Below are 20,595 nucleotides of genomic sequence, written 5' to 3'. Positions count from 1 at the left end.
ATCCCTACAGCTTGCATGATTAGCTGGTTGGCAGCCCATGTCGGTCCTTCTTAACAAAGTCGCCATTCGTCACCAAGCGATCCAAATCGAAGTTCAAGGCCGATATCTCGTTGGGCGTCGAAGCCCCACTGATCTTATCAAGCTGGCTTAATCAATGTTTCCAAGTATGCCCGAGTGTCGGCGTCCCACGAGCTGGGGTCCTCTCCATGGGCGACCACCGCGTGCAGTTCCATGAGCTTCCAGACTTCGTCCTTGGTCGCAGCAAGTATTTTACCTGGGCAGGCTTCCATGCCCTCGCAATCCTTGCAGGCATATGAGTATGCAGTGTTCATCGCTTTCTCCTCCGTGCGCTCGGAAAGTTGGTTAGAACTCAAGAAACGTCGGCAGCCCGTCGTCGAGTTTTATCCATGGCTGCTGATGCGAAACGAAGACATGGGCTTTTGGCTGAGTAATCGATGGGTCGTCCAACGTCACAGCAGAAAACCACGCGTCAGCACTCCAGTCTTGGCCCTCAACTTCATTTAGGGCGGCATAGGTCAACGTCGTTCCACAGTCCCGACAAAATCCGCGGCGAATACCCGGAGTTTTCTCAATGTGTTGGATTTCGCCTTTGATAACGGCGAAGTCTTCGGCGGCTACCTTAGCCCAAGTTACAAAGGCACCGCCAAGGGCCATTTGGCATGAACGACAATGGCAATGTCCCGACCAGACAGGTGGTGTCGCGATCTGGTATCGAACCGCACCACAGTAGCATCCACCTTGAATTTTTTCCATCGTATCAAGATCTCCCGGCATGCGGCTAGGCTGACATCCGTGATGAAGCCTATACCTACTTTTCTTGGGGCTTATAAACAGATTTCGATATGAATACTGTCAAGAAAACCGATATCATGCGAGTCAAATAGTCTAACAAAACATTAGAAAATCTACAGTATGGATTGGTTGCACCTTCCCCCGATGAACGCTTTGCGCGCCTTCTCAGCGGTTGCGGAAGCAGGGAGTTACACCGTCGCGGCTGAACACTTGAACGTAACCCAAGCGGCTGTCAGCCAGCAGGTGAAATCGTTGGAAAGGCATTTGGGTGTAGCTCTCGTTGCCAGACGTGGGCGCAGCATTGAATTGACAGAGCCAGGCATCATTCTTGCACGTGAACTGGGTATCGGCTTCGAAATTATCGGAAGGGGTGTCGAACGACTGGCGGAACATGCAGCGCACCGTCCCGTTCAAGTGACCATGTCACCCGCATTCGCAGTAGAGTGGCTATTGCCAAGAATGGCAGAGTTTCAACGACAACATCCAGAGATCACTTTGATGCTGAACCCAACCTCGGAGCTGGTTCAGATAAAGCCAGGTGGTATCGACGTCGCCATTCGGTATCACGATAGACGCATGCCAAGAAAAGAAGAGGATACCGTCCTTGTTTCCGACATGGTCGTGATCGGAGCACCTTCACTGGTGGAAGGCCAAGATCTGCGTGACCCGGCCTCTTTAACGAAGCTTCCCTGGTTGCAGGAACTGGGCACCAACGAGGCGGCCGACTGGTTCACCTATCATGGGGTCGTACCTCCCGAGCCATTGACCATAAATCACATGCCGGGGAACCTGATCATGACTGCGGTTCGCCGGGGTGACGGTATCACGTATTCTGCCAGAGCTTTTTTCGAGGACGATCTGTCAACTGGTCGAATGATTGAGTTGTTCTCTGAGCCACTCTTCGGCGTCTATTACATCCAGACTCAAGCAGAATTTCAGCGTCCCGAGGCTAAGGTGTTCGTCAATTGGCTTAAAGCGCAATCACAAGCCGTATCGAGACACACGTCCAAAAGCTGATCTTGTTACAGTTGGAAACCTTCGATCCAAGCTAGGCTCGAGGCTGTCGCGTAGCTTATTTGTTCGAAGTAGAAATCAAGTGATCAACTACGTACTCCGCGTCCTCGCCCACGCCATAAAACAGGCCAGACCCTTGTGTATGCATCCAATGCAGTCCGCAGAAGTACAGGCCTGCTATATCCGTAGCACCTCGCTCATATAGCGGATAGCCAGTCTCATCGAAGACTGGCAAGTCGATCCATCCAAAATCGCGGTGAAACCCAGTTGCGTATATGACGGTTGAAAAATTTGCTGCAGCCAAGTCGAAGAACGGTGGTTCAGGTTTGGGCTGCCAGTTGATCGGGACAACAATTTCCTTGGGATCATCGAGTCCATTCTCTGCAACAAACGTGTCGATGCTCTCCATTTCCGCGCGACACACATCGTCCACTGCCTTGAGCGTCTCTTCAAGTCCGCCCGCCAAAATCAGACACCCGTCTTGAACACCCTCAACCTTGCTGTGTAGTTTGACCCCGTCGAGCGCCATCTGGCGCAGATCAATAATACGACCACCCTCTCGCCCTGAGAGATGTGGATGGGCTTTGAACCGGATAGCTGTCCCTTTGGGATGGTCCTTTACCGCCATGTTCATGTACCCAGTCGCCAAGTCCCATTCAAAAATGTCGCGACCCCTATAGCGACGTGGGATGCGGCCAGCACTGCCCACTGCGAGATGTACGTCGCGCCCGGATAAGTGCAGGTCCTCAGCGACCTGACACCCTGACTGACCACTTCCAATAATGAATACCGCACCATCCGGTAGGCTCGCTGAGTTGCGATAGATACACGTATGTATGCCAGTAACCCTTTCGGGCAGATCGTAATGCCAACTTGGTATATTCGGGTGTTGATGCGTGCCGACGGTGACGATCAAGTTCTGCGCTCTGATTTCGCCATCTGATATGGTTAGTTTGAACCGACCCGGTCCTGCACTTGCCTCGATTCTAGCCACCTCGACGCCCCCTCGATAGGGCGGACCAAAACTGCTCGCATAGTCTTCGATGTACTTGACGATCTCATCGCGGAGCATGAAACCATCGGGATCATCCCCATCGTAATGGAAACCTGGAAGTCGGCAGAGTTTGTTAGGAGAGACAAGGAAGAACGAGTCCCAACGGTTACGCCATGTATCGCCAATCTGCCCGCGGTCCAAAACAACGTGATCAAGGCCAGCCTGCTTTAAGTGCCAGCTAACGGAAAGACCAGCTTGACCTCCGCCCACAACCACAGTGTCAATCAGGGTGTACATAACAGCAAACCTCTCTATGAAACTCTATCGGCGACAGCTAGTTGCTTCAATGTATCAATGTCCGCTCAGGGCTCGAACTAGACCTTCGATGCCGCTGGCGCAAATGGCGGCTTTGGGCCGTCCTCGGTGGTAGTATTATGTGAGGCGGGGTGCTTGCCGCACTTGCTCCGAGGTCTGCGATGAGCCGAGGCTGTGTGAAAACTCTGACCGGTTGGCGAAATATGTCGAAAATACCCTTTATGTGCGTTCTTCCGCGCTTCTGAGAGAGCAATTTACACAGGCGCTGAAAACGAGCTCGACAAGAGAGTTGGTGGGCCGGAGTTTTCACACAGCCTCAGCCCAAACTACCCAGATATCGCACTGCGGCGAATGTCCTGTTCTCAAACCGCAGCCAGATGTACTCCGCTTCTAGTCCGTGACGACGACCGCTATGCTGTTCGATATCGGAGGGAAGCGGTGTGACGCATCTTCAGAAACCCGTAACGGCTGATCGTACAGCTGTAGAGCGCGCGCAAGGACGGCTGACGCGTCGCAACGAAGACAGATTTGCCGAGGCAGAGCAGCAGGGTCTTTTGCTGGCCGCGAAGGTTCGAACCACAGCACTTTGTATTGTTTTGATCTGGGTTGCGATAGACACACAAAGCCGCGGTGCCAGCTTTCTCTACGATATTTCTCAGGTTGCAGTATTCGCGGTGCTTGGAATCTTGCAGTACTTTTCAGCCAAGCATAGCGCGAATGCCAGTGTAATGAACTATGTCTTCGTTGCCATCGACTGTGCTTTGCTGGCTTTCATCTCCAGCACTCCAAACCCTTTCGCTGAATACAATTTACCACCTGCGATCCTGATGAATGGAAGCCAGTTCACCTATTTCTATCTCTTCCTGATGCAGGCAGCATTCAGCTTTCGCCCAAGCCTGGTTCTCTGGTGCGGTTTTTGCATCGTTACAGCGCGCACAGGAATGCTGGTTTGGTTTGTGAGCCAACCTGGCGCCTATACCAACCTCGATCTTAGTGAGCGCACTGTGGAGGACTTTTTGATGGCGCGCTCTGATCCGAATTTCATCTTTCTGGGATTTTGGGCTCAAGAGATCATCGTTTGCTTGCTTGTTACTGCTGGCCTCGCCGCCTTGGTACGTCGCTCTCGGCGGCTTGTAGAAAGTCGAATTCGTACGGAGCGGTCACGCTCCAATCTTGCACGCTACTTTTCGCCAAACGTTGTGGACCGTCTCAGTAGTGCCGAGGACAGCTTTGGCGATGCGCGTGAACAAGACGTCGCTGTCATGTTTGTTGACATCATCGGGTTTACCTCCATGTGCGAGAACGACGCCCCTAGCGATGTCGTTGATTTCTTACGCGGGTATCATGACAGGTTGGGCAAGGCAGTTTTCGAGAACGGAGGCACACTGGACAAATATCTGGGCGACGGGCTGATGGCGACCTTCGGGACACCAGAGGCCAGTGAGAACGACGCCAGAAAGGCACTTCAATGCGCCTTTGACATGTTTGAGGCATTGAGCATCTGGAACCGTGACAGGAGTGCCGAAAGGCTTCCTCCGGTACGCATTGGGATTGGCATCCACTTCGGTCCCGTTATCTCAGGTGACATCGGAAACCAACGCCGTCTTGAATACAGTGTCATCGGCGATACCGTGAACGTCGCAAGCAGGCTTGAGCAGCTGTCCCGGAAACTAAAAGCCTCTTTGGTGGTTAGCGATTTATTGATCGAGGCAATAGATCCGACGGACAAGATCGGGCAATCTTTAATCAAAAGATTGGTTCCCGCCGGAGTGCAAGATTTGAGAGGAAGACGCGGAAAGATCGGCGTTTGGACCTACATACCGAAATAGTAAGTATTTGCTCATGGCTTTGCCATTCCCCTGAATTCAACTTTCGCAATCCATTCAGTCGGACCCACTCATTGAGCTTATCAACGCCTTCCATTTCCACATGTTCATGCAGCGTGTGATGATCGTAAAATAACTGGGATCTGGAAAGTCGACTCATCCACGACGCTAAATCGACGTGCGGCGCTTACCAGAAACCGGTTCAGCGGACCACATGGACAGAACAATTAGCGTGGTGAACGACCCGGTTCGCAGTCGACCCAATAAATATGTTCTCGATTCCCGGCTTGTGTGAGGCCAGCACTATGCAATCGATTTTGTTTTCATTTGCGAAATCAACGATCGCTCGGCCAGCGCTCCCCGAGATAAGCCGCGGTTTCGCGCCCGGTAGCTCTGCAGCGTTCCGATGTAAGCCTTCCTGAAGCTCTTTTCGCGTGTTTGCCAGAACTTCCTCGGGTATCTGGGATGCCACATATGCAGGGATCGGTTCCTGCACATGGAGCACTGTGAATTCCGCATTTGCATTCGCCAGCAAACGAGCAGCTTCAAATGAGGCCTGTGTATCATGATCTTTGTCCAGCGCGACTGGTACCAGAATGTTTTTATACATATTAGCTACCTTCCATTGCTCCAGCTACGATCTTTCCGGCCTCCGCAGTGATGCGGCACACTAAACCGGTTCTGATTTCGAAGACTTACCCGCTTTCTTTGCTGTACTTGCGACATCATCTATTGTCTTTTCTACAGCTTCGGCTTCGGTTTCCGCTGCATATACTGCACATCGGGCAACTGTTTCGAACCATTCCTGAGCGTCAGCCACAAGGCGTTCGGCTGAGTGCTTCTGCCACTCTGCTATGGATTGCAGCGCTTTCGCCGGATCAGTCGGGTCTACAGCAGACGCCGAGCGCGCAGCTTCCAGCGCGGTTCGCACAGCCTCGTGACGCCTCTCAAACCAATGTTGAGCAAAGGCCTCTGCCTCTTTCAGTGACTTCTCCTGCGTGTCCCAGAATTGCTCAAGCTGAGCGTCTAAAAACGGATTGGCTGAAGTAGACGGCTGCATCTGCTTGAAAATATCGACAAGTGGGTTGGAGTAACTTGATTTTGGCTTCTCTTCAGGCATCGGAGATTCCTCCTCATCTTCCCAATGCTGAATGTTACCAATTCCCGTAGAAAATAACCTTAATGTAGATCAACCGGCGTCAACAAACGTGGGCAGTGGTGCTCTACAATCTAATGGCGGCATTTGTACCAAACTACTCGATTTGAATAGACTCCAGATAGTAAATCACATTTGCCAACGGCACACCTGCGAACATCGGCTGGCCATCAGGCATGGTCAGCGCAACTTTTTGGTCCGAGTCCAAAGCTGTTCCAAAAATGGGCATTTCTCCGCCATGCGCGAGCAATGGTGCGCGACCATCAATTTGACGCGCCACCGCCTCAATCGGAAAAACACCGTCGTTTTGGGCCGCGAGCCTCGTCAGATCGGGTGTCCTTATCGCCAGCATCTCCGCCATTGGACCATCTCCTGTGGCCTCGAAACCATGGCATTGCCAACAATAAGTTCTGTAGAGATCGTGCCCATTTTGAAGGTCAATATCCTGCGCCAGTGCAGCACTTGCAGCAAATATTGACAAAAGAAGTCCGCGACAAACTAGCATCTGTTCCTCCTCCGAGATCAGCATTTCGAGTTGAAAATACGCGATATCGAATGAATGCTTCATTGATCTCGCTCATATTCAACCTTTGAGTACCAGCTGGGAAAAACCATCACGAAACGACGGTCGCAGCATTCGAATCCGCCTCTCTGATCAGTCTTAGCGCCTGATGATATAGATCAATGCCAAATAAAGAATTACATATCAAAGTATGAATGTTTCAGAAGGAGCTCGGCATGAGCGGTGATGAGCCCTTGGTTTATAATCGGGGTGCTTGTTTGCGGCACAGCTTCGGTAACCCGGCAATTGCCCATCAAGGAGTGAGGTGAATGCATACAGTTGATCCACCGTCCCCTAAACTCCGACGTTCTCTCACCACCCCGTTGCTTACATTATATGGGCTCGGTGTTACCGTCGGTGCGGGAATTTATGTGCTCGTCGGCGCAACCGCCGAGGCCGCGGGCCCTTATGCTGCAGTTTCGTTTCTTGTTGCAGCGCTCGTCGTTTCGCTGACGGCTTTGTCGTACGCCGAACTCGCGACACGCTATCCCGTAAGCGCGGGTGAAGCGGCATACGTTGAAGCGGGATTTCAAAGGGGCTGGATGGCGGTTCTAATCGGTCTTGCCGTTGCTGCGTCTGGGGTTATTTCAGCCTCCGCTGTTGCGATTGGGGCGGCCTCATACCTTCACACCCTGACGGGGCTTGGCACCGCATTGCTTACGATCTGCGTTGTGTCGGTCATGGGGCTGATTGCACTCTGGGGCATTACACAATCGGTATTTGTGGCAGCCGTGATCACGGTCATCGAGATCGCGGGGCTTCTTTTTGTGATTGGCTGGGGCATGTCTGTGCAGGAACCGCAAGGCCATGAAATTAGTGAGATGATTCCGGGGCTCGAGCTCAGTACCTGGCGCGGTATTATGGCGGCATCTCTGCTGGCTTTTTTTGCCTTTGTCGGCTTTGAGGACATGGCAAACGTCGCGGAAGAGGTAAAAGACCCAACCCACACAATTCCAAAGGCTATCCTTTTGACGCTCGTTCTGGCGACGGGTTTGTATCTAGCGACCTCGATCACGGTCCTGCTCGTTGTTCCTATCGATACCTTGTCGACCTCGGCCGCCCCACTCACGCTGGTTTTCTTCGACGCACCCGAAGTAATCAAACAAGGGTTCGCCGCAGTCGCGGTTGTTGCAACAGTCAATGGCGTCTTGATCCAGATGATTATGGCGTCGCGGGTGATCTATGGTCTTGCCGACCGGGATCATCTTCCGAAAATACTGGCGACTGTCCCGCAGGTTACCCAAACACCGGTCGTCGCAACCCTGTTGGTAGTTGCGATAATCCTTCTGCTGACGCAAACTCTGCCAATCGGCATACTAGCGGAACGCACATCCCAGATCGTTTTGGGAGTGTTTGTTTTGGTCAACATCTCGCTGATATTGCTGAAGTCCCGGCCAGGGTCAACTCGGGAACATTTCCGCGTACCTCTTGTTGTGCCAATCCTTGGGGTGCTGACCAGCGCTCTGCTTTTTGGCGCCGGATTTCTCTGAGAGGAAAACCGACAGCACAGGGTCATCAGAACGGGGTCCGACTGACGCATGAACACTGACCGATCAACAATTGGAAGGCGGATTTCAGGCTGGTGGCACCGGACTTTCGTTGATCTGGTCGCACAATTGCAATGGTCTTACTTGCCACCATTGATGGTTTACTTTGCGGCCGGGGTTTCGGGACTAACATCCGTCGTCGGTGCGTTTTTTCTTAAAGACTATCTGAATCTATCCGCCGCTTCTGTTGCGGGATTGGCATTCTGGGCCGGGTTGCCGTGGATTCTAAAAATGCCGCTGGGTCATCTTGTTGATCTGTTCTGGCGCTGGAAATCCCTGCTGATTGTCGTTGGCGCATCCCTTATCACGACGTCATTGCTCATCATGTACAGGCTTGTGGCTGCGCCTGACCAAATGGCCGGCATTATGCCACTTGAGAATTGGTACGTCGTTGCCTTGATGTTGGCTCCTTCAGGTTATGCCATTCAGGATGTCGTTGCTGACGCCATGACAGTCGAAGCAGTGCCGCAATCGGACCGAGACGGACGCGCGTTTATTCAGGACGAAGTTCGTGCCCGGCACACCACCATGCAGACCCTCGGCAGGATTGCGATCATATCCGGGTTTGCAGGGGTCGCCGCGGTTAACATCTGGATTTTTTCGGGGGCGGAAAATCTGGAGCAAGCCGATAGTTTGGTTCTCTACGGTCGGGTCTATCTCATTGCCCTGGCTATCCCACTGTTGTCTGTCAGTGGAGTGGTTCTTCACGCTCTGATACAGCGTCGCCTCGTTCGCCGAGGACACCTTCTGCACAGACCAGATCAAACCACCGAAGTAAGGTGGCCGATACTGCTGGGCGGGCTTGCGTTTGTTGTTCTCAGCATAGTGTTGGGAACCGCAAATTTTGCCTTCGCGCAAGAGACCGTTTTTGCGGTGTCGCTCACGGTCATTCTCTACCTCATGTCGCGTTTGCTGAGAGAGCTGGAGGCGAAACAGGCCAAAGTTCTGATCGGGACAGCAACTATCATTTTCGTTTTTCGAGCAGTTCCCTTGCCAGGACCGGGCCTGACCTGGTTCGAGATCGACGAGCTTGGGTTTGACGAACAGTTCCTGGCCATTCTAGCGCTTCTGACCTCACTACTTGCTCTGCTTGGCCTGATTATCCTCAGGCCGTTTATGGCAAGTCGTTCGATTGCGCAGGTTGTAGTGTTACTCACGATCGCCGCCGGTGTGCTGGCCCTTCCGAACCTTGCGTTGTACTATGGGGTGCATGAATGGACGGCCGCGCGCACAGGTGGGGTCGTGGATGCAAGGTTTATCGCCATTCTTGACACAGCCGTTGAGTCACCGCTGGGTCAGATCGCGATGGTCCCAATGTTGGCTTGGATCGCGCGCAACGCCCCAACACATCTGAAGGCTACCTTTTTTGCGGTCATGGCGTCGTTCACCAACATGGCATTGTCAGCAAGCAGTCTCGGTGCAAAATACCTGAATCAGATCTTTACCGTTACCCGCGCGGTTACCGATCCCAGAACGGGTACCGTTGCCTCCGTCGCTGACTATAGCCACTTAGGGAACTTGCTGATTACCGTGGGCTTGATCTCTGTCATCATCCCACCGGCTGTGGTTTTTCTTGTGCAAAACTCGCCTTATCAGACGCGCGATTGAATATGCGGATCAATCGCTTTCATCGAGAAGTATCTTGAGGTGTGACACCGGAACGCCAATATTCGAGCCGCCAAATTCGGGTAAGATCGCGGCATTGATAGCAACCACCTCGCCATTTCGGTTCAGGGCAGGTCCGCCGCTTCCGCCGGTTGTGGTTTCAGCATCATAGACGACTGCACCGGCACTGGTCTGGGCGACGATCCCCCGGCTGGCCAGAGGCCTGATCTTGTTCTGCTCTGAAAGGTGTTTTGCAATAGTCCAGAAATCGACGGCGCCGTCTCTCTCAAGCGTTTTCAGAAAATCCGGCCCAGCCTGCACAATCAAGGCCTTAAGGCCAGTCGGAAATCCAAGCAAGAAAACTTCTTCACCTGCTCGCGTCGGGTGAGGTGCCAGTGAAAGTCCAAGCCCTTGAACACGGTTCGCATCAACGGACAGAAGCGCCAGATCGGCCGTTTTGCTTGCCCTAAGCAATACCGCTTCCATTGGCTTGGATTGTTCTGGAAGATAAGCCAGCAGGCTAAGTATCTCGGCTTCAAGCCCTGCTGCCTTCAGGGCCTGCGCCCAATCCCCGGTCGTCCAGGGCAAGGCGACATGACGGTTGGTCACCAAAAGAGAGGTGTCCTGCAATAGAAACCCGGTTCCAGTGAACTGAAATTCTGCTGGCGCGCCTGCCGCATCTGGCTCAATCCATGGTTTTCCGAATGGAGTTTTTAGTTTCTCCCCGTCCGGGCCAAGCACATGCCGCAGCAATTTGCCGCTTTCGGTCTGTCGCAATCCGTAAGCACCCTGGATAAAGGCAATAGATCGCGTCGAGGCTGTGATAACTCGCCTTGACGCACCAGCGCGTTCTTCCAAAGTGCCAAGGCGCTGCTCGGTGGAAATCACCTGGTTGTCAAACGCTTCTCTGAGCGCCACCAGATCATCCGCCGTCAGTGCATCTTCTCGCGTCTGCGTAAGCATGACAGCAACCGCCTCGATCTTGAGAGACTCCTGTTTAAGGCTGTCCGCCAGCTTCCGGTCGTTCTGAAAAAGCAAATAGCCAAAGGCAAAGATCAGAAGAAGCACACCGATAACGGTAACCCTGAACAAAACCGTGGTTTGTGATGTCAGCCGACGCCCGCCTTCGCGCAGCGCACCGGACATTTTTCTGGCCAAGGGTCGTCGGCTGGAGTGCGCATACACATAAGCGTCACTTATTATGTCTTCGACCGTGTGATGTGCAGGGAATGAGTGGTCACACACCCTGTAGCGCGACATGGGCCCCTCTTCACCGAACTCAATCATGTCGCCATGCCCAAGAACTGCCGAAGCAGTTTTTTGACCATTGACCCAAATATCCCGGCCAGGCAACGCGTTTAGCGCGTAACCGCCTTGCGACCACTGAATGGTCGCCACGTCTTCGTCATGCGGGGCCAAATCCTCTTTTCGCCTGAACTTCAGGATACGATCAGGACCCACCGAAGCAGCCAAAGCGTTGCCGACAAGCCAGGTAACGGTTCCGCGGGACGGCCCCGTCAAGCTCTCCAGAAATGCACGGACATCGCCCGTTTCACTTTCCACATCGCTTTTGTCAGGCGTCCGCATCGTCCATCTCAGTTCTCTAGCGCTATTGGCACATTATCATGCCCAGCAGTGAAACCGCTATGGTGGGCAATAATGTGCTCGTTTTAAGAACACCAAGGGTCCGCGCATGCTGCCCGGACCATGATGGTTGCGCGTGCGCCTCCATTGCGCCTATTTCGATGAGACCTTAATCTTCCGGCTGGGATCCTGAGGTTCGGTTTTCGGCATCGTGACGTGCAGGACACCTTTGTCGAACGCAGCGGAAATCTCCTCGATATCGACTGCATCAGGCAGCGTCATTGTCCGGGTGAAACTGCCAAAGCTTCTCTCGCTAACGCGCAGATCGCCCGTGTCATCATGTGTGACCTTCTTCTGGCCTCGCAGGGTCAATCTGCGGCCTTTGATTTCGACTTCGACGTCGTCTTCTTCGAGACCCGGCAATTCAGCCGTGAGAACGATCGCTGTATCCGTTTCGTGGATGTCAATCGCCGGCGAAATCGCACCCGTCATGTCCAACGACGGGAAGCCCGTGCGTTGCGCGGCTGTTTCCAGCGGCAGGAATGGCGCTGCGCCCCCGAAAAAGCGCGACATCATGGATTCCATTTCGCGTCGAAAATTATCAGAGAGCGGATGTGTTCCAGCAAACAGTTGTGGTTTTTTGTCTTCAAGCATTTTCTGATCCTCCTCCTTTGGTGCGATTGGGGGGAGGCTGCATTATGGCAAAAGATGCATCTAGTTGCCTTGATCTTGCGCAACCAAGTGTCCTCGGTATCGCGTCAAGAGACATCCCGACCGTATCGGCATTCTGAAATGAAACAAGGCGTATTACCAGTCATACGTCCAGGCCAAGGGGCAAAATGATCTAACTCTATTGCGCCACCGAGCGTCTGAAAAGCATCAGGCTTGACGCCAGAAGGATTGCGCCGAGTAACGCCATCCATAAGAGCTCTGGCCAGACCGTCTCAATCCCCACACCCTTGAAGATAATGGATTGGCTGGCGGACATGTAATGGCGGGACGGGAGGACCGATGTTCCGATCTGAAGCCAGTCGGGCTGACCCTCGATCGGTGTCTCTCCCCCTGACAGCATCAGCATCGGAAGGACTGTCAGCATTACCAAAAGTGCAAATTGCGCCATTGAGCGTGCAATCGTTGCAAGAAATACCCCAAGTGCGGTCGCCGTGAAAAGAAACAGGGCGGTGCCAAAAAGAAACAACCCTTTTGAACCGGCGATGCTGATCCCCAGGGCACCCTGCATTACAAAGGTCAAGGACAAGGCTGCGGCAACCAGAACCACAGCAGCGTTTGCCCAAATCTTGGCCATCGCAATGTCAAACGGTGTAAGCGGCATCGCAAGCAGGTGTTCGATTGTTCCATGTTCACGCTCGCGGATCATTGCGGCACCGGTAAGGATCGTGGTCAGCCACATGATCTGGCCGATGAGAGCCACGATGCCGGCAAAACGAACAGTATCACGGTTGGGATTGAACGCACTGCGCATGATGATATCGACGGGCAATGACTCAGCCAGGTCCGCACCAATGGCAAAGCGACGGATCTCGGCGCTGAGGATATTGATGATATAGTTTGCGCCAATCCCGGCCTGTTCCATCGCCGTCGCATCAATCAGAACCTGAATTTCCGGCGTGCGCCCGGCGCGAACATCTTTCTCGAACCCTGGTGGCACCGCAACCACAAACAGGAAATACCCGGCATCCATCTTTTCGGCTCCGGTACCCGGTGCAATCTGGACAACGGGTTGAAACTCCGGAGGGAAGAACGCCGTGGCAAGAGACCGTGAAAGGGGCGAGCCATCCTCATCGGCAAATGCAATGGAGGCATTGTTGACCGAGTTCGAAACCCCCGTCGCCTCCATCACGGGTGCCAGGGTGAATGACCAGACCAGCAGCGCCATCATCACCCAGTCACGTCGAAGGCTCATCATTTCTTTCAAGCCAAGCCAGAAGATGCAGGACAACCGTTGCATTCACTTCTCCTGCGCTCGAAGCAAAAGGGCCGCGATCAACGTCAGCACCGGCCCGAAACAGGCCAGGGCGAGAAGATCGGGGGCAAGCGCACTCCAGCCCAGCCCTTTGGTGAAGGCACCGACATTCAGGTGCAGGAAATAGGATGACGGCCAGAGCGATCCGATTGTCTGCGCACCGCCTTCAAGCGTTGAAACCGGCTGCAGCAGGCCCGAGAACTGAATGGTCGGTACGACCGAGGCGATGGCGGTAGCGAAGGTAGCGGCCACCTGGCTCGAGGTCATGGTCGCAATGAGCAGCCCATAAGATGTGGTCGCCCAGACATACAGCAACGCGCCAATCGCCAGGGGAACCGGGTTGCCTTTGAGCGGTACATCAAAAACAAGGACCGTCATTCCGGCCAAGAGCAGGAAATTGGCGAACGCGATTGCGATATAGGGGATTTGTTTGCCAATCAGAAACTCAAGACGCGTCGTTGGCGTCGCATAGAAATTGGTGATGGTTCCCAACTCTTTCTCACGCGCGACGCTGACCGCCATCAGAACTGCCGGTAACATTATCAAAAGGATCGCAGGCATGGCCGGGGCCATTGCGGCAATACTCTCGAAACTCTGATTGTACCTGAAGCGTGGTTCGATACGGGCGATCTCGACCGGATGCACACCTTTTTGGCGGGCCATTGCCGCCAAAAAGGTATTGTGGAGCCCCGCCACATAACCTTCCACGGTCTCGCCCTTGAATGGAATTGCGCCGTCCACAATTGCAAGCACGTCCGTTGCTTCGCCAGAGCGGATCTTGCGCCCGAAATCAGGTGGGAGTTCGACAACCAGCGAGGCATCTCCTCGGGCCAGCCGTTCATGGCCCTCACCGATACTCGTCAGTGGCTGCGTTGGGTTGAAGTAGCGCGATCCTGAAATCTCTGCAATGTAGGCGCGGCTTTCTGGGCCCTGTGACAAATCCAGTACCGCGAAATCCAGTTCTTCGATGTCCAGCGTAATCCCATAGCAAAAGACCAGCATCAGGATCACCGAGCCCAGGAACGCAAACGCCAAACGCACGCGGTCGCGCAAAATCTCGATGGTTTCACGCCTCGTATATGCCAGTGCGCGCCTGATACCCCCGCCAGCGCTGTCATCAAGGGCATGAACCGATGCCTCAGGAGCTTTCACCGGTGCCGGAGGGTCAGCTGCCTTCAATACCGTGACAAATGCTTCTTCCAGACTGTCTACCTGTGCCCCGGCGATCAACTCATCCGGTGTTCCCTCAGCCAGAACACGGCCCGCGTGCATGAACGACACCCGATCACAGCGCTCTGCTTCAGCCATGAAATGGGTCGAGACGAAAATCGTCACTTCTTCATGTCTCGAAAGCTCAATCAGCAACGCCCAAAACGAGTCGCGCGCCTCAGGGTCCACCCCCGAAGTTGGTTCATCCAGGATCAGTACGCGAGGTCGGTGGATCACAGCGACCGCCAGGGAAAGACGTTGCTTGATGCCAAGTGGCAGCGCCGTGGCCAGCGTGTCCATATGTGCAATCAGGCCGAAGCGTTCCGCCAGTTCGTCGATACGCCTATCGCGGTCCGTGATCGCAAAGATGCGGGCGTGAAGCTGAAGGTTCTGCCGAACGGTCAACTCGCCATAAAGCGAGAATGCCTGACTCATATAGCCAATCTCGCGACGCATCCTCAGGTCGCGTGCATCAACCGGTCTTCCGAACAGTAGCGCCTCACCGTCACTTGCGGGCAGAAGACCTGTCAGCATTTTCATGGTGGTCGACTTGCCGCAGCCGTTCGACCCGAGGAAGCCGAAAATCTCACCACGGTTGATCGAGAATTCGACGTTATTGACTGCCGTGAAATCGCCAAAGCGCCGCGTCAATCCGCGTGCCGTGATCACTGGGTCTGCCTCACGGTGATGTGTGGGCGCTTTCCTTGGTGCGATCAGGGGATCTCCGTGCGCCTGCAACCGCCGGTAGGACGTTTCAAGATCGCTGGCTTCCCCCTTCAATTCTGCCGGAGAACCATGGAAGAGTACGCGCCCGGCATCCATCGCGACGATAAAGTCGAATTGTTCGGCTTCTTCCATATAAGCTGTCGAAACCAGTATGGAGAGGTCGGGTGAAGCCTCTCGGACCGCGTCGATCAGCGCCCAGAACTGACGCCGCGACAGTGGGTCGATGCCGGTGGTCGGCTCATCCAGAACCAAAAGCTTAGGATCATGGATCAGTGCACAACACAGCCCGAGCTTTTGCTTCATGCCGCCCGAGAGTTTTCCCATCAGCCGATCAGAGAAAGGCGCAAGCCCGGTTGCCGAAAGCAATGCTGCGATCCGGATGTCACGCTCCTGCTGCCCTTGTCCGAAGAGACGCGAAAAGAACTCAAGGTTTTCGCGCACCGACAATTCTGCATAGAGATTACGGCCCAATCCCTGCGGCATAAATGCGATCGCAGGGCAGATATGGTGACGATGGGCGCGGTCGTCGATTGGGCCTCCGAGAACATTGATTGTGCCGGATTGAAGCTTCTTCGCGCCGGTGATCAAACCCAAAAGCGTTGATTTGCCAACCCCGTCAGGCCCGATCAGTCCAATAAGCTGACCAATCGGCAGATCAAGCGACAGGTTATCCAGTGCAATGCGCTGGCGATACTTATGCGTGACACCGCTGATGCAGAAACCAGATGTGCCCGCCTGGGAATTCATTCGAACAATTCGGGTGGGATCCGCCTCTCCAGATTTTCCGGCCATACGCTGTCAGAAGAAAGCCTGATCACAGCGACACCGCGAAGGCCGGTTTTCACATGTTCGATCCGTTCTGTGATCAGATCTTGGGGGATGCGAACCCGAACGCGAAAGACCAACTGTTCACGCTCGCTTAGTGTCTCGACCTGCTTCGGAGTAAACTGGGCTTCAGGGGATACAAAAGTGACGGTTGCAGGAATGGCAAAATCCGGCAAGGCATCAAGTACGATGCGCGCCTCAGCCCCGATGGGCAGCAACCCCGCTTCGCGCGCGGGCAGGTACACATCCATATAGACGTTTTCTAAGCTGAGAAGCGTAAGGATCGGCTCCCCCGCGCCGACAACTTCACCGGGCTCAGCCAGTCTGTAAAGAACGCGCCCTGGCATGGGGGCGACAAGCGAAGCATCCTCGATCTGAGCAGCGATCCGGCGCACTTCGGCTTCGGCAGCCGCGATCTGGCTGTCCGAGGTTGCAACCCGGGCCTTGGCGGCACCCAGAACGGCGTCGGCAACCTGAAATGCGGTTTCGCGATCTTCAAAGACTGTCATCGAAATGTTTTGACCGGCCAACAGTGCCCTTGCCCGTTCCAGTTCCTGCGCCGCGCGACGCCGTTGGCTTTCTCGTTGGACAACAACAGCCTCGGCTTCGGCCTTGGCTTGACGCGCCAATGCTACTTCGGCTTTGGCGCGATCAAGCGCTGCAGACAGTTCATCGGTGTCCATCTCGACCAACAGTTCACCCACAACAACCAAGTTGCCTTCTGCCGCCAAAACCTTTGCAACCCGCCCTGCGAAGGTGGGGGCAATTTCCACTTGTTCGGCCTCTATCCGTCCATTGCCCTGTACAAATCCAACTGGCAATTCACTGCTGTCTTCTGAAACAAATATGTACAACGCCGTACCTGCCAGGAGGAGCATTACGATGATCAGTATTGCGCGCACATTCTTTTTCATGATCTGGCGTACCGCGGTTAGAGCTACTAGGTGACGCTATCGCAAACCCCGCAAAATGCTTTGTTTTGGATCAAACAGAGCCCTTTAGAGGGTTGTTCAAGCTAAACTTGGGTAGAAAACCGGCGCAACAGTCTGATTGTTAACCCGCATCAATGGCTCAATGCGGATTTCACGGCGTGACTTTCGATTTCGGTTGCGCCGAACTGACGGAATTGTTGCGCATGGGCAAGCATCACGCGGTCGAGACAAATGCCCAATTGTCCATCCATGGAGTCAAAGCACTTACAAGTCACGCTTCCAGCGTGCGGATGAAACCAACACTGCGTCAGTATTGCGGGTTGCCGCTCCTACTTCGGCAACATGAAGAACTCTTCCAGTACAATCTTTCTGTCTGCTACCGAATAAACTGCAATCTCGCTCAAGGCGATACGTTGTCCAGTTTCCTTCTGCTTTACGTCAGCCTTATATCGCACACTGAAGCGGTTTGGGGGATGAACATAGGGGCCATCGACGTCGAATTCGATGATTTCATGAGTTGCCAGCCAATCCTCTCTTTTCCCTTTGATAGCATCACGGCCTTTGGTGATGCGAAACTGTCGAACCGGAGGCACAACCGCTTCTATGGATTGAGCGTTCTCGGCATACATTTCATCAACATTTGTAAGGCCCCTGCGATCACGCATCGCCTGAACAAATGTTCTTCCAATATCGACTAATTCTTCCATGACAGCCCTCATTTTAGGCATCAACTGTATCACATCTTGCCTTTTCCAATCTTGACGAGGATCAATGAATTTAGATGTTGGCGAAGAATCCAGTTCGGGAACGAGAGGGCAATTAGTGCAGTGGTAAAGAACGGCCCAATTCCCGGCACCGTCATCAGCCAATGCGCCATCTCCTTGCCTCGTGGTCGGTGAGTCACCTCCGCATCCAACTCTCATATCTGACTGATCAACCGACTCGCATCCGATCAGCGGACTTAGGCAAGCCTGTGCCGCTTCCCCTTGTGTTGCATTATCATGCGACAACCGATATCGACCACGAAGACAACCATGCTCCTGGCATCTAGACTATTGAGTGCAGGAAAAGCTTGTTCTGGGCTGCACAATTAGACAACGCCTTGAAAACCAACTGAAACCGATCGTTTTGTTCTGGCGGGCGCAGTGATCGAAGAAGTGGGTCTTACCCTTTAGTAGCGCCAAGGTAAGCAAACCAGTAGGCCAAGGCGACTCCTCCCGCCCCGCCGACAATGTTGCCCAGAGTAACCCACAATAGATTGGTCGCCACTGAGAAAACCGGCACAGTTGCCCCCGCCGCCCAACCCTGCGGAAAGAAAAACATGTTCGCAATCGAATGCTCGAGCCCCAGTAACACAAAAGCAGTGACGGGCCACAAAACGGCCAGAACCTTGCCGGCGACGCTGCGGGCGGCAAAGGACAGCCAAACAGCAAGGCATACCAACCCGTTGCACAGTGCGCCACGGGCGATGGCCTCCATCGGTTCCAACCCCGCTTTGGCATCGGCTATCACCACGGCGGTATTGCCCATCGGCCCCTCGAGCAGGCCGGTCAGAGAGAAAGCCAATGCAAGCCCGAGGGCGCCCGCGAAGTTTCCGGCATAGACGATGCCCCAGCTTCGAAACAGCAGTCGCAGCGGTATCTTGCGGTCGACCGCTGCGATCACCATCAAAACATTTCCGGTGAACAATTCTGCACCACCTGCGATCACCAGGATAAGGCCCAGCGAAAACACCGCGCCACCCAGAACGCGGATCGGCCCCGCAGCGCTGTCTGCCCCAGTAACCGCCATCGTATAAGCCGCTGCGCCAAACCCTATGAATGCCCCGGCCAGCATCGCAAGAACGAACATGGGTGCCATTGGCAACTTTGCCTTTGTGACCCCGGCAGTCTCAACTAACGTCGCAATTTCAGAGGGTTTATGAGCGTCGAACTGGGACGGGGTGTTCATGTCGGGCTCCAAAGTTTACACGGATCTACGTAGCAGGAAATTTACAGCCTATCTTCTGACCTCGAACCAATGCACAAATAAAAGGGGAAGTTTATCTATTCCACCACAGTTCGGGTCGTTTCGCCTAACACAGTTTGGTCGCCGGTCATCACCACAGGCACCCATGACCTCTGTTTCAGCATCCGTTTTCGTGTCACCGTCATGAAGCAGTGGATGTCAGACTCCGTTTTCACGGTCGGGAGTTCAGCGTCACGGAGTAGCCATCGAACCTTAGTTTTGTCACGAGGCTTCAATGTTGAGCTTATTGATCGTCATCGTTTTTGTGCCGATTGGGACCAAGTTTGAAATTTAGGCAACGGTCAAAACCGCACAAGTGGCATTCCGACTGATGCCTTGAGAGGTGCTCCCTTGAATCAGGCTACCAATGCTTCCCAGTCCGCGGCGGCCCGTCACAATTAGGTCAGCTTTGCATTGCTCGGCGCATGCGATGATCTCGTCGACCGGATCACCGCGTTGGGTATGTGTTTGCGAAACTGTCTGATTGTATTCTTTGGCAATCTCTTTACCCGCGGAAATGATCTTGTCTGCAGCCTGCTGAACCTCTTCGTCTGAAGGCATTGTCGTGACGGCGTGATAGCCAGCAACCGCGCCCATTGCGAAAGCCACGGTTTGCGGCTGAGGTGTATGGACAAGGTGAATTTGAGAGCCATATTTGCTTGAGATATCACAGGCAACGCGTAGTGCTGATTCTGACGCCTCCGATCCATCCAAGCCAACCACGATTTTATTGAACATGTCGCACTCCCTCCTTTGTGAAGGGTCACTATGGGCGAACTTGCGGCAACTGGCATTGACTCAAATCAACACTCTTCGCTGCAAATTCGAGCGTAGTCGTCCGTCCATTTCCAGAAGATTCACGGTAACCGAACCAACTTTAAGAATCGTTGGAATTGCAAACGGGTCATCCCAAAGAGGCAACAGCACATATTTATTGCGAAAAACCTCCCGCAGACGCTGCTTTTTCCAATGGGTATCAATTTAAGCCCAATGATAAAGATCAAGGGTAATGGCGAGAAGAATTGCAATTATGGACGTGCGTTACAGTTCGTTTGGCGAGGTAGGCAGATTGCCCACGACACGAAACTCAATCTAATTCCTGAGGAGAACAACGATGCCTTCCTCTCCGCTTTGGGTTCGCCCAGTTGCAATAGCCGCAGCACTCTTTGGTCTTCTTACCATTTTCTCCGGCGGAACGGCACTGTTTGGGGGTGCTGCTGCCAAAGCTGCAGTCGGAGATGCAGTTCCATTCGTGCTTTGGTTCAATTTTCTGGCTGGATTTGTCTATTTGATTGGCGCATTCGCAATCTACAAATCCACATTCTGGGCACAACGCATTGCCTGGTTGATTGGCTTATCTACACTATTGGTGTTTGCTGTTCTAATATTAGTGGCTCTTAGTGGAACGCCATTTGAATGGCGAACCGTCGGTGCAATGACCATACGCACTGGATTTTGGCTTGCCATAGCTTTTGTGCTTTCCAGAACAGTATGAG

General features: G+C 53.7%; 19 protein-coding genes. 5 read left to right on the top strand and 14 right to left on the bottom strand.

Annotated features, from left to right (window positions below; genetic code table 11):
* Positions 1-137: 137 nt before the first annotated feature.
* On the bottom strand, positions 138-332 hold the full coding sequence (locus AC2FI8_RS04885) for a DUF1059 domain-containing protein (protein WP_496777533.1): 195 nt from the start codon (positions 330-332) through the stop codon (positions 138-140).
* 31 nt (positions 333-363) lie between these two features.
* The gene (locus AC2FI8_RS04880; RefSeq protein ID WP_496777531.1) at positions 364-795 is read right to left on the bottom strand and encodes a GFA family protein; all 432 of its coding nucleotides are present in this window, start codon (positions 793-795) and stop codon (positions 364-366) included.
* Between the two features lie 162 nt (positions 796-957).
* On the opposite strand from AC2FI8_RS04880, the gene AC2FI8_RS04875 reads away from it, so the two are divergent.
* Complete coding sequence (locus tag AC2FI8_RS04875; RefSeq protein WP_496777528.1) at positions 958-1,830, top strand: LysR family transcriptional regulator; 873 nt, start codon at positions 958-960, stop codon at positions 1,828-1,830.
* A 55-nt stretch (positions 1,831-1,885) separates the two neighbouring features.
* Here AC2FI8_RS04875 and AC2FI8_RS04870 read toward each other — a convergent pair whose 3' ends face one another.
* A complete protein-coding gene (locus tag AC2FI8_RS04870; RefSeq protein WP_496777526.1) occupies positions 1,886-3,118 on the bottom strand; it encodes a flavin-containing monooxygenase in 1,233 nt (410 codons plus the stop codon).
* A 572-nt stretch (positions 3,119-3,690) separates the two neighbouring features.
* Here AC2FI8_RS04870 and AC2FI8_RS04865 point away from each other — a divergent pair.
* Positions 3,691-4,965 (top strand): adenylate/guanylate cyclase domain-containing protein, encoded by a 1,275-nt coding sequence (locus tag AC2FI8_RS04865; RefSeq protein ID WP_496768405.1) that lies wholly within the window; start codon positions 3,691-3,693, stop codon positions 4,963-4,965.
* 199 nt (positions 4,966-5,164) lie between these two features.
* On the opposite strand, the gene AC2FI8_RS04860 is transcribed toward AC2FI8_RS04865, so the two are convergent.
* From AC2FI8_RS04860 to AC2FI8_RS04850, 3 genes are all read right to left on the bottom strand, one after another.
* Positions 5,165-5,572, bottom strand: a complete 408-nt coding sequence (locus tag AC2FI8_RS04860; RefSeq protein ID WP_496777524.1) for a universal stress protein — start codon at positions 5,570-5,572, stop codon at positions 5,165-5,167.
* Positions 5,573-5,632: 60 nt separating this feature from the next.
* Positions 5,633-6,082, bottom strand: a complete 450-nt coding sequence (locus AC2FI8_RS04855; RefSeq protein WP_496768399.1) for a phasin family protein — start codon at positions 6,080-6,082, stop codon at positions 5,633-5,635.
* A 133-nt stretch (positions 6,083-6,215) separates the two neighbouring features.
* The gene (locus AC2FI8_RS04850; RefSeq protein WP_496768385.1) at positions 6,216-6,686 is read right to left on the bottom strand and encodes a c-type cytochrome; all 471 of its coding nucleotides are present in this window, start codon (positions 6,684-6,686) and stop codon (positions 6,216-6,218) included.
* Positions 6,687-6,949: 263 nt separating this feature from the next.
* Between AC2FI8_RS04850 and AC2FI8_RS04845 the strand changes: the two genes are divergently transcribed.
* Positions 6,950-8,170 (top strand): APC family permease, encoded by a 1,221-nt coding sequence (locus tag AC2FI8_RS04845; protein WP_496777522.1) that lies wholly within the window; start codon positions 6,950-6,952, stop codon positions 8,168-8,170.
* Positions 8,171-8,218: 48 nt separating this feature from the next.
* A complete protein-coding gene (locus AC2FI8_RS04840; protein ID WP_496777519.1) occupies positions 8,219-9,835 on the top strand; it encodes an MFS transporter in 1,617 nt (538 codons plus the stop codon).
* A 9-nt stretch (positions 9,836-9,844) separates the two neighbouring features.
* On the opposite strand, the gene AC2FI8_RS04835 is transcribed toward AC2FI8_RS04840, so the two are convergent.
* From AC2FI8_RS04835 to AC2FI8_RS04800, 8 genes are all read right to left on the bottom strand, one after another.
* Positions 9,845-11,419, bottom strand: a complete 1,575-nt coding sequence (locus tag AC2FI8_RS04835; protein WP_496777517.1) for a trypsin-like peptidase domain-containing protein — start codon at positions 11,417-11,419, stop codon at positions 9,845-9,847.
* A gap of 150 nt (positions 11,420-11,569) precedes the next feature.
* Complete coding sequence (locus tag AC2FI8_RS04830; protein ID WP_496768377.1) at positions 11,570-12,070, bottom strand: Hsp20/alpha crystallin family protein; 501 nt, start codon at positions 12,068-12,070, stop codon at positions 11,570-11,572.
* A gap of 196 nt (positions 12,071-12,266) precedes the next feature.
* Entirely contained in the window at positions 12,267-13,385 is a 1,119-nt protein-coding gene (locus AC2FI8_RS04825) for an ABC transporter permease (RefSeq protein WP_496768375.1), read from the bottom strand.
* On the bottom strand, positions 13,386-16,082 hold the full coding sequence (gene rbbA, locus AC2FI8_RS04820) for a ribosome-associated ATPase/putative transporter RbbA (RefSeq protein WP_496777515.1): 2,697 nt from the start codon (positions 16,080-16,082) through the stop codon (positions 13,386-13,388).
* Positions 16,079-17,074, bottom strand: a complete 996-nt coding sequence (locus tag AC2FI8_RS04815; protein WP_496777511.1) for an HlyD family secretion protein — start codon at positions 17,072-17,074, stop codon at positions 16,079-16,081. Before AC2FI8_RS04815 ends, rbbA begins: the two co-directional genes overlap by 4 nt.
* 347 nt (positions 17,075-17,421) lie before the next feature.
* The gene (locus tag AC2FI8_RS04810) at positions 17,422-17,961 is read right to left on the bottom strand and encodes a SnoaL-like domain-containing protein (protein WP_496777509.1); all 540 of its coding nucleotides are present in this window, start codon (positions 17,959-17,961) and stop codon (positions 17,422-17,424) included.
* A gap of 295 nt (positions 17,962-18,256) precedes the next feature.
* A complete protein-coding gene (locus AC2FI8_RS04805; RefSeq protein WP_496777506.1) occupies positions 18,257-19,042 on the bottom strand; it encodes a formate/nitrite transporter family protein in 786 nt (261 codons plus the stop codon).
* Between the two features lie 348 nt (positions 19,043-19,390).
* Complete coding sequence (locus AC2FI8_RS04800; RefSeq protein ID WP_475163809.1) at positions 19,391-19,837, bottom strand: universal stress protein; 447 nt, start codon at positions 19,835-19,837, stop codon at positions 19,391-19,393.
* Positions 19,838-20,213: 376 nt separating this feature from the next.
* Here AC2FI8_RS04800 and AC2FI8_RS04795 point away from each other — a divergent pair, with 376 nt between their 5' ends.
* Positions 20,214-20,594: a hypothetical protein gene (locus AC2FI8_RS04795; RefSeq protein ID WP_496777503.1), complete on the top strand. Its 381-nt coding sequence runs from the start codon at positions 20,214-20,216 to the stop codon at positions 20,592-20,594.
* Position 20,595: the final 1 nt, after the last annotated feature.

It is taken from the genome of Ruegeria sp. CDSB029, assembly GCF_059611125.1.
The sequence above is the reverse complement of the archived record's forward strand: the minus strand, read 5'-3'. Positions and strand labels throughout refer to the sequence as shown.